This is a genomic window from Microbulbifer sp. NBRC 101763, assembly GCF_040371615.1.
GTDB classification, from domain to species: Bacteria; Pseudomonadota; Gammaproteobacteria; order Pseudomonadales; family Cellvibrionaceae; genus Microbulbifer; species Microbulbifer variabilis.
Genome location: NZ_BAABQV010000001.1, coordinates 1,075,469 through 1,090,778 on the forward strand (window position 1 = coordinate 1,075,469; position 15,310 = coordinate 1,090,778).

Annotated in this window: 8 protein-coding genes; 6 read left to right on the plus strand and 2 right to left on the minus strand. The window is 49.7% G+C overall.

What is annotated here, in order from left to right:
• From ABWV76_RS04910 to ABWV76_RS04930, 5 genes are all read left to right on the plus strand, one after another.
• Positions 1-2,562, plus strand: coding sequence for a class I SAM-dependent methyltransferase (locus ABWV76_RS04910; RefSeq protein WP_353375392.1), 2,562 nt, complete (start codon positions 1-3; stop codon positions 2,560-2,562).
• Entirely contained in the window at positions 2,552-3,658 is a 1,107-nt protein-coding gene (locus ABWV76_RS04915) for a Gfo/Idh/MocA family oxidoreductase (protein ID WP_353375393.1), read from the plus strand. The genes ABWV76_RS04910 and ABWV76_RS04915 overlap by 11 nt, the downstream gene beginning before the upstream one ends.
• 67 nt (positions 3,659-3,725) lie before the next feature.
• On the plus strand, positions 3,726-4,613 hold the full coding sequence (locus tag ABWV76_RS04920) for an ABC transporter ATP-binding protein (protein WP_353375394.1): 888 nt from the start codon (positions 3,726-3,728) through the stop codon (positions 4,611-4,613).
• Positions 4,610-8,020 carry an ABC transporter permease gene (locus ABWV76_RS04925; RefSeq protein WP_353375395.1) on the plus strand — a complete coding sequence of 1,137 codons (3,411 nt, stop codon included), beginning with the start codon at positions 4,610-4,612 and terminating at the stop codon, positions 8,018-8,020. The genes ABWV76_RS04920 and ABWV76_RS04925 overlap by 4 nt, the downstream gene beginning before the upstream one ends.
• Positions 8,021-8,045: 25 nt before the next feature.
• A complete protein-coding gene (locus ABWV76_RS04930; RefSeq protein WP_353375396.1) occupies positions 8,046-10,190 on the plus strand; it encodes a TonB-dependent receptor in 2,145 nt (714 codons plus the stop codon).
• A gap of 89 nt (positions 10,191-10,279) precedes the next feature.
• On the opposite strand, the gene ABWV76_RS04935 is transcribed toward ABWV76_RS04930, so the two are convergent.
• Both ABWV76_RS04935 and ABWV76_RS04940 read right to left on the minus strand, forming a co-directional pair.
• The gene (locus ABWV76_RS04935; RefSeq protein WP_353375397.1) at positions 10,280-10,963 is read right to left on the minus strand and encodes a VOC family protein; all 684 of its coding nucleotides are present in this window, start codon (positions 10,961-10,963) and stop codon (positions 10,280-10,282) included.
• A 297-nt stretch (positions 10,964-11,260) separates the two neighbouring features.
• Positions 11,261-13,150, minus strand: a complete 1,890-nt coding sequence (locus ABWV76_RS04940) for a potassium transporter Kup (RefSeq protein ID WP_353375398.1) — start codon at positions 13,148-13,150, stop codon at positions 11,261-11,263.
• Positions 13,151-13,474: 324 nt separating this feature from the next.
• On the opposite strand from ABWV76_RS04940, the gene ABWV76_RS04945 reads away from it, so the two are divergent.
• On the plus strand, positions 13,475-15,115 hold the full coding sequence (locus ABWV76_RS04945; protein ID WP_282950633.1) for an acetolactate synthase large subunit: 1,641 nt from the start codon (positions 13,475-13,477) through the stop codon (positions 15,113-15,115).
• Positions 15,116-15,310 lie beyond the last annotated feature (195 nt).

Consider the following 15,310-nt stretch of genomic DNA (forward strand, 5'->3'; position numbering starts at 1 on the left):
ATGAAAATCGAAGTAATAACAGCGGAAATCATATGTGGGTTAGAGCAGTTGGGAGAAGCGCCTGCACTATCCCTTGATGGCCATGAGTGGAGTGGTAACCAGGTACTGGCCTGGACAAAAGCTGTTGCAGAAAACCTGAGTGAGCAGCTGGATATTTTGCAAGGTAAAGCACTGCTGTTACCTGCCAATAGTTGCAAAGAAGAAGTTCGACTGCTTTTGCACTTGGTGGCGCTAAGGTTGGGGATCGGGTTTGAAAATGAAGCCCCGACTAATGCAGAGGTTGAGCCCCTGGCAATTAAGGAGCCTCTGAATAACTCCGTGATGCCTCTGGCTTGCAGAGCGGTTCACAATCAAGGCGCGGCTTCGCAGGAATGTCTAGACCTTTCAAGAAGTCGCAACGCGGAGTGTGAATCGCTCTGCAAGCCCCGAAGGGCGGGCCTTGAAGGCCGCACCTGCTGCGTTGCAGCTCTTGCCAAGGGCTACGGCCATTCGCGGCGAGCTGCGCCTAACATCTGCAGCCTTCAAGACCCGCAGAGGTATTACGGAGTTATTCAGAGGCTCCTTCAAGTACAAACCCCAGATTTATTGGGAGTCGTTCAAGAAGAACTTTCCCTGTTGTTAACAGACAAGGGGATGATAGAGGCTGACACCGCTGAAGCAAATTTCACACTGTATAAATCCCAACAAGAGTCGCTAAGGGCTCTTCAGGGCAGGGTAGGGGTATTTTCCCCTCTCAATAAATTTGCCCGATTTGCCATTTTTGCGGCATGGAGTTGTGGGCTTGCTGTCTACTTGCAGTCGCCTGAAATCAATCCCGCAAAAGCACTGGTCGTTTTGGAGCGCTCGGGGTTTAGCGGAGTAACACTGCCGGCAACTTTATTGAAGGGATTGGTCGCACATCCCGCAATTGCCCTGACAAACCTGAAAAATCTGCAATGTCTGCTCTATGAAACCGAAGTTTTGTTGCCACAGCCCTTGTTGCAGAATGCTCGGCGCTTATTAACCAGTGATATAGCAGGTTGGGTCTGTAGCGAGACGGGTATAGAACCTGTTGCAAAGGCGGAGCAGGCGTTAACCCAAAAGCTTGAGGCCATCACTGAGAGCGTTGCGAAACACCCCGCCGTTGCCAACTCTTTCACTGTGCCCCTAACCGGGGGCGACCGCTGGGCTGTGTTTGCACAAGCTAAGGTACAGGAGAAGATACAGGACAAGCCTGGCATGCCCGATATAGCTGGGTTATTTGAAGGAATTAATACCGAGCTGGATACAGAATTTGCCCATATTGACTTGGAACATGCGGTAAAGGTTACCGAACAACTTAACGCTACCGCTTTGCTATCCATGCTGAATGCCTTTAGTCACCTGGGACTGTTTTGTGAGCAGCACTCAACACACAGTTTGGTGGAGATACTCGAAACCCCACCGGTTGCCCAACAGCACCGAGCCTTGATTAAACGTTGGATCAGGGTTTTACAGGAGCAACAGTTACTTAGTGCTGACGGTGACAGCTGGCGTGTCGAGGTTGATCCAGATAGCTACAGTGATACCGCTTTGGCCCAGGCCTGGGACCAACTGGAACAGGATTGGCGAGCACTCTCTGGAGCTAGCAAAACGATCGATTACGCCCGCGCTAATGCGGAGCAATTACCAGATCTGATTCGAGGCAAAGTCCAGGCTGTGCACCTGCTGTTCCCCCGTGGTAGCACTGAGTTGGCGAGTGCGCTCTACCGGGAGGGTATAGCTGCCAGGTACCAACAGCGTGCAGTCAGTGCTTTATTGAAGTCCATTTTAAATAACTGGGAAGGGCAGCCACAGCCCCTGAAAATTTTAGAGGTTGGTGCAGGCACTGGTGCGACAACCCAGGCCCTCTTGCCCGTTTTGGACGGTGCCAGTGGCCATATTCAGTTTGATTACCAGTTCACGGATATCTCTGCGGCTTTTCTCGACAGCTTTTTCACACAACATGGTGATCAGGAGCAACGCCCCTGGTTGCGCCGTGGTTTGTTTGATATTGATCGTTCGTTGCGCAGCCAGGGATTTTCTCCCAATAGCTTCGACGTAATTATTGCCGGTGGTGTTTTTAATGCCGCCCATAACACAGGTGCCTCACTGCGAAGAGTGACTGAGTTATTGCGCCCGGGAGGTTGGTTCATTATGACCGAGCCAACCAGTGAGGAGTTTTGGGTGATGGCATCACAGGCATTTATGTTGGTTGATGCCGTCGACGAGCGCACGGATTCCGGTGCAACATTTCTGTCACTTTCCCAGTGGCACAATGCCCTGGAGGCTGCCGGATTAGAGTTGGCTATGGATTTGCCAGTATCTGAACACCCCCTTTCCAGGCAGGGACATCGCTTCTTTGCCTGCAGAGCCAAACAAAATCAAATGCGCCTGACGGCAGATTGCCTGGCCGAATATATCGATCATTTTGATTCAGATATTTGTATCGAGGTTCTGGACCAACTGCCTTTGGCGCTTGATGGTGAGGTAGACAGCGCCCAGTTGCAGGAATGGGCCCAGTCCATGGGCAGTCATCAGGGAGATTCGTCCTATGGGAATTGATAAGCGCAAGCGGGTTGTCGTTGCAGGGACAGGCTTTGGGCGTATTTATCTCGAAGCCCTGACATCCACTAAATTACCCGGTCGGGATTATTTTGAATTGGCCGGTTTACTGGCTCGGGGCAGTGATTATTCCAGAAATTGTGCCGAGCAATATGGGGTGCCGCTTTATACCGAGGCAGAGCAAATTCCCGATGATGTCGACATAGTCTGTGTTGTTGTTCGTTCAGGGGCAACGGGGGGCGAGGGTTCTGAATTGGCCCAATCGCTACTCAAGCGGGGTATTCATGTATTGCAGGAGCACCCGGTTCACACCAAGGAAATTACTGCAAACCTGCTGGCTGCAAAGCAGGGAAAAGCGGCTTACGCGGTTAATACGCTATATCCGAATTTGCGTCCCACCAGGCAATTTTTGGCGGCGGCCGAATATTTGCGCCGGCACCAGCGCCTGGAGATGGTCGATGCTATCTGCAACAGCCAGATGGCCTATCCGCTGCTGGATGTAATTGGCCGCGCGGTAGGCGGCCTTCGCCCCTGGTCTTTTAGCGAGCCGGTGCAAGCGGAAGGGCACCCTTTTCAGAGTTTATCGGCCACTCTTGGTGGAGTGCCCTTGACGTTGCGCATACAAAATCAGGTGCACCCACAAGACCCGGACAATCACTCCCTGTTACTGCATCGACTTGCCATAGGTAGTGAGGGGGGTGTTCTAACCCTGGCTGATACCCACGGCCCCGTGCTGTGGAATCCAAGGCTGCACTCACCAAGGGATCAAACAGGCAGACTGATACTAAGCGGTGAGGGTACCGAGCGACTGGCGGTGCCCAGCATGGTAACCCTGGGTGATACGGACATGCGCAGTTACCACGATATTTTTGCCCTCACCTGGCCTGAGGCCGTTATCCAGGCTCTGCATTCCCTGTGCGCCGATATCGCGCAACCCGAAAGACGCAGGCAGAGTGGCCAGTGGGCATTGAGTGTGTCGATGGCATGGAGTGATTTAACCGCGCGTATCGGTATGCCGGCATTAATCCAGCCCGGGGAGCCGGAGCCAGTATCAGTGCAGGCGCTTACCGATATTGTTCGCCAGGCTTGCGACTAAAAGACAACGCAAATAGCAAAAAAAGTGATTACGGAATTTTTACTTATAAACGGGGTTAGGAGGAGAGATGCAAAAGCAATCAGGGTTGATCGTTGAAGGGCTCTTTAAGACTTATAAAAACGGGGTGAAAGCGCTAAACGGTGTTGATTTGGAAGTTGGCCCCGGAATGTATGGATTACTCGGGCCGAATGGCGCGGGGAAAAGTAGTTTGATGCGCACTTTGGCAACCCTGCAAACACCAGATAGTGGTCGGATTATTCTCGATGGTGTGGATGTTCTGGCAGACCCGGATTTTATGCGCAGTAAATTGGGTTATTTGCCGCAACATATTGGCGCATACCCAGGGATTGCCGCACGGGCATTACTGGATCGTTTTGCCTGGCTTAAAGGTTTTACCCAAACGAGCGCACGGCGCCGCGAAGTGGACAGGCTTTTGGAGCAGGTCAATTTGGCCGATGTGGCCGATCGAGCTGTATCAACTTATTCCGGCGGCATGTTGCGCCGCTTTGGTATTGCTATTGCACTTATCGGTGAGCCGCGCCTAATTATTGTCGACGAACCCACAGCAGGCCTGGACCCCGCGGAGCGCAATCGCTTTCACTGTGTTTTGGCGGATGTCGCGGCGGATGCGATTGTATTGCTGTCCACCCACATCGTTGAAGATATCGAAAACCTATGTCAGCGCCTGGCGATATTGGCCTCAGGGCGCATTGTCGTTGAGGGGACAGCCCCGGAAGTGGCTGCTCCCCATAAAGACAAGATGTGGCAAGCACTGATTCCTCGCGGCGAGCAGTTACCGGAATCCCTGCACAACATCGCTAAGCCCGATGGCACCCAGGTAATCGTACACGGTGAGAAACCCGAAGACCCTCGATTTACGGCCCATACCCCGCGCCTGGAAGATATTTATCACCTGGCGATTGAGCAGGTAAAAGACCAGCGGGAGGCGGCATGAATAAGCTGGCGCTTATTGCCCATGAGGCAAAGCTGGAAATAAGGGCCGGTTTTAGCAGCGGCATTGTGGCTTTGGCCTTTTGGGGCCTGGTGATCTACCTGCTATTGAATCTGGTGAATGCAGACTATATGCAAAAAATGGGGGCTACAGATATCCCCCGGAACTCCCCATCGCTCATTTACCTGATGGGTGCTGGGTGTATGTTCTTTCAGTTTTTTGCCTGGGCCTGGGTATTCTCACAACCGATTCTGCGCGATCGCAAAGCCAGTTTGCACGAAGTCATTTATACAACCCCGAATTCCCTGAGCGTAATGCTTTGGGGGCGGTTTATCGGTGCAGCGGTGATAGGGGCCATATTAAGTGCATCGGCGCTGGTAGGCTTTTTATTCTCGCCGGTATTGGTTTGGATGGGCTTATTGCCTGAAGCGGCGATTGGCCCAGCCCCCTGGAAAGCCCTCGGCTTTGCATGGATCTGGCTACAGATTCCTGCCAGCGTCGGTATCGGTGCTCTGTATTTTATTATGACGCTGCGCACTCGAAGCCTGGCGGGTCCCTTTGGGCTCGCTGCGGCTCTGATGATGTTGTGGATGTTTGCTGTAATCGTGCTTCAGGGTGCAAGCATTAATCCGCAGCTGGCTGCGGTCATGGACCCTTCGCTGTTTACTTTTGTTTATACGGAAGTCACCTCCTGGACACCTTTGCAAAAATCCTCTTCTTTATTGCCCTTTACCCTGGGCTCGGTATTAAACCGGATTTTTTGGTGTCTCTTACCACTGCTCGCTTTAGCTGTCTACTTGAAATACCTGCGAAGGGAGTCCCTGGTTCTGGAAGGGGCTGCCAAACCTTCTCGCGCTAAAGACAGCAAAAACAAATCCGCCAGTAAAGTAGTAGATCTCTCTCCATCCAAGCCGGATACCGCATCATTTGGCCGCAGCCTGCGTCAATTAATGCTGGAAGCCCGTTGGAGACTACACCATGTATGGACTAGTCGGGCCTGGTGGGTTGGTGTGGCGATCCTGGTTGTAATGGGAGTCGTCAGCTCTTTTACCCAGATTATCTGGCATGCGGAAGGGCCCATGGCACCGCGTTTGGAAATGCTGTTGCCGCTCCTCAAGGATGTTATTTTCCTTGTGATTGCATTTGCGATCGCGGCACTGACTGGCTTGGTATGCCGCAGGGATCAGGTGCCAGGGTTTGAGGATATGCTGGCTGCTACTCCAGCGCCGGACTATATGCGCCTGTTTGGTGTTGCCCTTACGGTATTTGCTATGACGGTGCTGTTGGCATTGCTACCGGGGTTATCGGGCATCTTTGCCGTGCTTCTTTCTGCACCGGCCTCTGTCGATATTGGCCAGGCATTTACCTACCAGTTGTTGATAGTGACAGCACCGTTATTGGAGTTGTCGATGATGGTGCTTCTGGTGCATGCGCTATTCCGCCATGCGGGCTTTGCCTACTCCATGTCAATGTTCGTGACCTTTATCTTGGTACTGAATCATGAGTTGGAGCTGGTGCATTACCCTCCCTATGAAGTGGGTATTACTGCACATATCCAACTGTCGGCTCTCAGTGGTTGGGAACCTTGGATCGGTTATTTGTTAGCGCTGGATGGATTCAAAGTTGCACTCGCCGTATTGATGGTCGGCCTGGCTGCTCTATGGGTGCCAAGGGGATTGGATAGCCGCATGTCCCGGGGTTTTGCCCTGATACGCTCTCGTCTAATAGCCCCTCAGGGTGCCTTGGTGGCTTGTTCCGCTTTATTTCTTCTTGTCATAGGCTCGGTACTGGAAGACAAGTTGGTAGTGCAGGGAGGTTATCAATCACCGGAGCAACTGAAGCGGGAAGATGCAGCCTGGGAAGCATACTGGTTGCCGAAAGCTAGTGAGTTTGAAGTATCTGGAGGTGATCTGAAAATCAGTATCAACCCGGATAATCAGACAGTGGAAGCTGAGTGGCAATTGCTCCAAGTCCAGGTTGATGGACAGAGGCTGCATTTTGAATTGCCTCAGGGATTTGTCCTGGTGAACGCTTTAGTGGATGGGCGTGAAGTAACGGCTGAACAACGTTACGACCATATGTCCCTGCCAATCTCAGGCTGCCCTGAGCCAGGTTGTAATATCAAACTATCGTGGCAACTGACTGCGCCCGGCTGGTCAGCTGAGGGGGAGCCCTCGGGGCTGACACCCAGCGGAGTCTGGTTACAAGCCAGTGATATTGTTCCGCGTCTAGGCATTGATCCCGAGCGTATTTTGCGGGTGCCAGCAGAGCGCGAAGCACTGGGTTTAAGCCGTGAGTTTACGCTGCCAACCGCACAGCTGGCCGCAACTCTTGAGGGCGCGGCCCCTTCGGGAGATTGGCGTTGGCAAGTTCGTATTAAAAGCGCTGACAAGCCTGTCTTCAGCGAACAGGGCAGTACTACTGGCCCCTTGGATTTCGCCATTCATTGGGCACCGTATACGAAACTTGCGGTATTCGATGGTTTTGAAATCCCCCATGATTCCAACCGCTCTACTATGGTCTCCGCCATTGCAAAAGATGTAGGACAGATGCAGGCCTGCGTTAATGATCGGCTGGGTACAGATATCGAAATTAAGCGGATTGCCCAGTGGCCGAGAGGACTCGGCGAGACTCGGGCCAGCGGTACCTTGTTGCAATTGTCCGAAGGGCCTCACTGGGATATCGCCGATGAGGGTACAGGACGCTGGCTGAGGCGGGTTGATATTGCCCGTGCCTTGGCCAGGCAGCATCTAGTTGCCAGGTCGGATTTACGACGTATTGCCGGTTCCGTATGGCTCAGCGATGGGGTTTCTGGAGCGATTGGCCTGCTGTGTGTTGCAGAAATCGACGGCATCGAAGTACTTGATGATGTACTGGTCCGCTACTCCGACAAAACGACTAGAGATTTGGCTGGCAGCGAGATCCCTGTTGAGCGTTTAAGCACAGCGCCGATTTCTGGTTGGGCTCGGTATTACGCGCCGGTCGCCGCACTGGATTGGACACTTCATCAAACCCCGGAATCCCTGTCTGCATTACTCGATGATATTCAGCAGCAGAAAAACATCGAGAGTGTGCTGCACGCCTATGTGGGCGTGACACGCACACAAAATATGCTCGGGGCTCCTCTCTCGTCAGCTTTGACGGTCGAATACTTGGAAACAGGCCAGATACGCCTGGATGGGCAGCGTTGGCGCTGGGAGAAAGGCGGGTGGCAGCCGGTTACCGAAACTGCCACTTACCGTTTGTTAGCCGATATCAACGAGCTGGATGCAAAGGTCATCAATGGAAATGCACTGATCGATCGCTTGCCTTCCGAAAAAGTATTGGCGCTGGATATCTGGCCATCTTATCAGCGGGACCCTGCACAGAATTTACTGGCTGAGAGTTCTGAAGTTTTGAATAACGATTAATTATAGGTAGAAAGGATATTAATTCATGCTCAGCTTAATCCGAGATAAAAAAGAACTCAGCAAACAGATTTCATTGCTATCCGCAACTTTAATGTACGCCTCTGGAGCCTATTCTGCTGTGGAAAACGCAGATAAAGAGAGTGCCTCTGAGAACGCGATGGAAGTTGTTGAAGTCACTGCACGGCATACAAAAGAGAAAGCCAAGGATATTCCCTTCAGTTTAAGTGTTATTGGTGAAGAGGAGATAAAAAACCGGCTGCATCTCAACGTTGAGGATGCTTTACGCAGTGCACCTGGAGTGGATGTCTACTCTTCCAGCGGTGCGGTGGATGCGAATATCCGCATCCGTGGTGTTGGCTCTCTCAACCAGGTAAACAAAGATGATGGCTCTGTGGTGGTTAACCTTGACGGTGTTTCTATGCCGGCAGGGAATGTATCCCTCGGGACCCTGGATATTGAACGCCTGGAAATTTTAAAAGGCCCGCAAGGGACGTTGTTTGGGCGTAACAGTGAAGCTGGGGCGATCAATATTACCACCCGGAAACCGACTGAAGAGTTTGAAACTTATGGGCGCATTGAGCTGGGTGAAGACAACCAGAGCCTCTTTGAAACTGTAATCAGCGGCCCATTTTCTGAATCACTCCGAGGTCGCTTAGCAGTGCGTCATACCAGTGAGGATCACTGGGTTGAAAATACCACTAACGGTGAGCCCATGACCGAACCTGAAGATCTGGCTTTCCGGGGGAGCTTACTATGGGATTTGGGCCCGGAGACCTCTGCTTTATTTATCGCAGAGAGGCAGCATCAGGAAGGCTTCCTGAACTTGCAGTTGTTGCAACCTTTTGGCGATGATCCGAGCAGTGAACATACCTTGGGGGCATTTGACGATAACGAGAAAACAGTTGAGCGTTTTTCTACAGAAATCAACCATCAACTGGGTAATAGTCAATTGACTTCAATCACCGCATTGGTCGACACAGATTTTAGTTACCTAACCGGATTTGATCAGGAGACAGCCGCAGCTGTTTTTAATTTCCCTGTGGAGTATCTTCGTGGTGACAGTCAGGATGAACAAACTATCAGCCAGGATCTGCGCCTGTCCTCACTGCCTGATGCATCTACTTTCTGGGTAGTTGGGCTTAACTTGCAGGATAGTGAAAGAAGCTTCGATTCGATTGATTTAGTGTCCTACGCCAACCAATACCGGGATTATGAAACGGATAGCCAGGCTATTTATGGTGAGACTACGGTTCCTTTAACTGAAGCCATAAAATTTACAGCTGGACTGCGTTACACCCAAGAGAGTAAGGATTACGCCGGTGAGTATGCCAGCTATGGTATGGATGGCAATTACTACATCTCGCAAGACCAGAGAGATTTGGATGATAACTATACTACCGGGCGATTGGCTCTGAGCTACTCGCTGACTGAGTACACTAACCTATACACAATGGCCGCACGAGGCCATAAATCCGGTGGCTTCAATGATTTTGCGTTACAGTCCGCTGATAGCGTGGCGTACAAGCCGGCAACCGTTGATAGTATCGAAGTTGGTTTCAAGAGAGAATCAGACAGCTTGAATATCAGCGGTGCGATATTCTTTAACTCTGTGGAAGATGATCATTTGCTCGGCTTTGATTTCGCTTCCTACTCATCGGCTGCGGTGAATGCGGATACGGAAACCTTTGGAGCGGAGTTTGAAGCCGATTGGTTTATTACCGAGAGGTTCAGTATTGCCGGAGGCTTGAGCTTCCTTGATACGGAAATTACCAAAGATGTTTACGGTGTTTCCGGTGGTGATGTTATGGCGGGTAATGAAGTACCCGATGTGCCTAGCTGGAGTGCAAGTCTGGCATTAAATTACTACCAGCCACTACCAGACTTTATGGGTTTAAGTGCACCAGCTCTCAATACCAATCTAACAGTTCGCCATGTGGATGAGCGTCCGGCAGATGCACAAAATCATTTTAACCTGGATGCTTATAGTAAAGTGGATCTGCGCCTAGCACTGCAAACAGATTCTATGGAACTCTACCTGTTTGCCGATAACTTGCTGGATGAGCAGTATCAACTATACGGTTACACCAATGCGATATATGCTCCTGACGCCAGAATAGGGGCGCCGGCAAAAGGGCGTCGCGCGGGAATTGGAGCACTTTATCGTCTGTAATGAGGTTATGACAGCTTAGTTAATAGCTGTTTTGTATAGCTCGATGGTTAGTGGATCAATCTCTTTACAAGATTGATCCACTAATTTGTTTAATTTGCAGGGTTGATTTTACTTCCATGCAATAGAGTAGAGTCCAAATTTTCTTTTAGCCCGCTAACTTCTATGCCTGTAACTTTGGTTGTGGGACCAGGTTTGATATTAAATATGGAATCTTGATCGGTTAAACGTCGCACAGACTGCCAGTCCTGCTCACTGACTTCCATATGCACTTTACTCAGGCCAGTAGCACCATTTTTATGATTTGTTTTTTGGGGGTATTGAGGTGGGTTGTACGGACTCACTAAAAATGGCAGTCGCTCAGAGCGAGGGTAAACAAAGCGAAAACTGGTTTTTTGTCCGTTTGGTTTGGTGCGTCGCCAGGGAATTACTCGCCCGGTTTGAACCCCTTCACGGTTCATTACTGAAAGATCATTATCAAAATCGTCACTGACTAAGGCAACATCACAAAAACCTTCCCCCTCTTGCGACCAACGTATCATTCTACGTCCCGCGCCCCGGCCAGCAAAGACATCAATCAGCCATTTGAAATAGCGAGCATTAGATGGAGATGTCAACAACTCAATAATTGCCCCTTCACTGAACCAAATGTGCGCATGCTGGGCATTTTTTTCTTTTGTGGCGTAATCCACGGTAAAACCAAGCTGGCGAAAATCCTGTACAGCTTGATGAATATCCTTAACCCAGAGTAAAACATGGCTACAGCGTGTTTTCATAATAGTGCCTAGTTGTGTGGATTAGTTTAGGGGTAATATTACAATCAAGGGAATCCTAATTTAAGGGTTGGGTCGTCATTTTTTGGTAATTAATAATAAAAATAATTTATCGTGCATTCTTATTGTTAGGTAACTGATGCCAGTTGTGGAATATGTATAATATTTCTAAGTGACTTGACGATAAAAGGGTTTTACTTAATCGGTACCCCAGGGAGGGCTAAGATTTAATGTTCAAGTGTGAAATGAAATGCCGAAACAAGGTGGTCGCATTGTTAGCCTCACAGAAAAATAGCGAATCTAGATCATAATATGCTCCCCCATTTCTACTGTGCGGTTTGCCGGTATTCGGAAGTATGCTATCGCACTACTTGAGTTACGTACCATGGCTGAAAATAGTCTTTCCCGCCAGGGAGGCATATTACTGTAACCATGTTTTACTGGGATTATATTTGTTCTACAAAGGAAGAAGGATGCTTTACTTGGATCGATATCCAATAAATGGGTATTGTATAATCGCCGTAGGGCTCGCTCAACATCCGGATGCTCCATATATCCATACCGAAGAATTAAGCGGTAGCACCCCTCCCTCATCTTGCTAATGATAAACCGGTTCCGTGGTGCAACAAGGGGTGTGTTGGCAACTGTTACGATGAGAAATAATAATTTTTCGTGAAGGACCTTATTGTGCTTAAGATTGTAAATTAGGGCATGGGGAGTATAAATTTTGTTCGTGGTCACAAATACTGCTGTACCAGGAACACGGGTTGGTGGATCTTTAAATAGGGAAGTTAAAAATGGCTCGAGTTCATAGTCTTTGCTTTTTTGATAGCGCTCTATAGCCTTTTTGCCTTCCCGCCATGTCGTCATCAGTAGTCCAATTACGGCTCCTAAGGTTATTGAAAACCATCCGCCATGGCTGATTTTGGCAATATTGGAGGTGAAGAAAGATAGATCAATGAGGATAAAGAAAATTGCACCAAGGATACAGATAGGCAGGCTGTACTTCAGGTGGTGTCGATAGACAATGGCCGCAATACAGGTTGTAGTCAGCATTGTACCACTGACAGAGACACCATAGGCTCCTGCCAGGTTAGTCGAAGATCCAAACCCCAGGACCACAATAATTACCAGAACCATCAATATAAAATTTACGCCGGGCATATAAAATTGGCCAGCAAGATCCGAGGATGTATAACGTATTGCCAAGCGAGGCAGAAAGCCAAGTTGGATTGCCTGCTTGGTAAGAGAAAATGTACCGGAAATACAGGCTTGTGATGCGATACATGTGGCTGCAGTGGCTAAGGCGATCATCGGGAAAAGCGCCCAGACCGGGTACATACGAAAGAATGGGTTGTCGGAAGAAGAGGGGTCTACCATCAGAAGGGCGCCTTGCCCCATATAGTTCAGTGTCAGAGCCGGGAAGACCAGCCCTAGCCACGCGATACGTACTGGGGTGCGACCAAAGTGCCCCATATCGGTGTAGAGTGCCTCACCACCGGTGAATACCAGCAGTACAGCTCCAAGAATCCAAAATGAGGCTATACCGTGCCCGGTAAGGAATTTGAAAGCATGGATTGGGTTTAACGCATGAATTATTTCGGGTTTTTGCACGACCCAGGTGATACCGATAGTTAATAAAGACAGAAACCAAAGAGCGGTAATGGGGCCAAATAGTTTTCCGACGGTCTCTGTTCCAAATCGCTGTAGAAAGAAGAGTCCCAGTAGAATTCCAATCGCAATAGGTAAAACCATCGGCTTAAAAATATCTCCACCAATCTCAAGGCCCTCTATTGCAGAAAGGACGGAGATCGCTGGAGTTAAAACGGCGTCACCAAAGAATAGTGCAGCGCCACAAAGGCCAGCCAAAATAACGAACTTCCGTAGATACCTCCGATCTTGTATTGAGGAAAGAGCAAGCGTCAAAAGCGCCATAATCCCGCCTTCACCACGATTGTCCAGGCGCATCACCAGGATGACGTACTTGACAGTGACAATAATCACTAGAGCCCAAAAAACTGCCGAAACGCCTCCAATGATATTCTCATGGGTAAGTGGAATACCATGTCTTTGGTGGAAGATCAGCTTAAAGGCATAAAGAGGGCTAGTGCCAATATCACCGAAAACTACGCCAAGAGCAGCAAGGGAAAGCACCCAGTGCTTTTTTACGCCTTCCGAGCGTTTTTTCATTTGCAACTCTTACAATCCGGTGTCATACAGAGGCAGGGATCAACAATGTATTGATGGAAAGGACTCCCGTTATTAATAGTTCATTCCTTTGCCCTGATGTTAGCAACCATGTAGACCGAGCGGCCTGGTCCGCTACTGGGATCCTAAGAAGATGATTATTTTGAAGCCAATTTAATTTGGAGATTTTCGTCGCTCACTGGCAGTTCTGATTTAGAAAAATACTGGCAGTCATGTTGTAGGTCAGGAGCATCTGGTGCCCCACATCCTTTGGCGTCATCCAAGTAAGCGCTGGCAAAAGTGCCAGCGATCATAGGAGCCGTATCAATGAAAGCATCCGATCTATTTATTCATGCCCTGGAGGCTGAAGGCGTCGAATATATTTTCGGTATCCCCGGGGAGGAGAACCTGGATGTACTCGAGTCTTTACGTGGCTCCAAGATCAAGCTGGTTCTAACCCGTCACGAGCAGGGTGCCGGATTTATGGCTGCTACATATGGTCGTCTGACCGGTAGATCGGGCGTGTGTTTGGCGACTTTAGGTCCAGGCGCTACAAACTTGGTGACGGCAGCGGCCTATGCCCAGTTGGGTGGCATGCCAATGGTACTTGTCACTGGCCAAAAACCCATTAAGAGCTCCAAGCAGGGCCAATTCCAGATTATCAATATCGTGGATATGATGCGTCCGCTCACCAAGTACACCAAAACGATCGTTGGCGGGGACTATGTGCCATCTTATGTCAGGGAGGCATTCAGGCGTTCAGAAGAAGAGCGTCCAGGAGCAACACACCTTGAAATTCCTGAAGATATAGCTCGTGAGCACTCCACAATGCCAGTGCTGGAAGCAAGCTATACCCGCAGGCCCATCGCTGAAGAGAAAGCTATACGCCATGCTGCAGAAGCTATCTCAGGATCACGCAAGCCGTTATTGTTAATTGGTGCCGGTGCAAATCGAAAGCTCACGGCAAAGATGTTGCGTAAGTTCGTCGATAAGCTGGGAATTCCCGCGGTAACAACACAAATGGGTAAGGGGGTCATTGATGAATCCGGCCCACACTTTATTGGTAATACGGCGTTATCTGATGGAGATTTTGTACATCGGGCGATTGAGCAGGCAGACTTGATTATCAACGTAGGTCACGATGTAGTAGAAAAACCGCCATTCTTTATGCGTCCTGGGGGAGCGGAAGTTGTACATATCAACTTCAACTCTGCCCAGGTAGATCCGGTTTACTTCCCCCAAATCGAAGTTATAGGGGACATTGCCAACAGCCTTTGGCAATTAACTGAGCATCTGAAGCCACAGGAACACTGGAGCTTTACCGATGCCCACCGTATTCGCGCTGCATTGTTAAAACAGATTGATGAAGCTTCCAAGATTGACACCTTCCCAATCCGCCCGCAGCGATTGGTCAGGGATGTGCGGGAAGTAATGCCAGAGAAGGGCATCATTGCCCTTGATAATGGCATGTTCAAAATCTGGTTTGCTCGTAATTACCCAGCACGATGCCCAAACACGGTACTTCTGGATAATGCGCTGGCCACTATGGGGGCTGGGTTGCCCTCGGCTATGGCAGCCAAACTGGTTAACCCTGATCGTCGTGTAGTCGCAATTTGTGGTGACGGTGGCTTTATGATGAACTCCCAGGAAATAGAGACGGCAGTTCGTTTAAAGATGGACCTGATCGTACTGATTTTGCGGGATGACGCCTACGGAATGATCAAGTGGAAGCAGGCTATGATGGAGTTCAGCGATTTCGGTCTGGACTTTGGCAACCCGGATTTTGTTGCCTATGCGCACTCCTATGGTGCTCATGGTCATCGTATCGAGGCAACAGGAGAACTAAAACCAATGATCGAGAAGTGCTGTAAAGAGGGTGGGGTACATCTGATTGATGTTCCTATGGACTACAGCCATAACGATCGCATCCTTAACCATGAGATTCGTGAGTTATCCAGCAAGCTGTAATATGGGGGCGCCAGGAGGGGCTAGTTGACTTTTAGCCTCTTCTTACACTCTTATACCGCTTTTGCGTTCTATCTATTGGTCTTTTTCCTGTTATTCCTACCCCACTTTTTTGATCAAGATTAAAAGTGGGTGTCCACTGATTGCTGGAGCTTTGCCATCGGCTCGATATGAGAGAAGTTATAGTGAGAAAGTAAT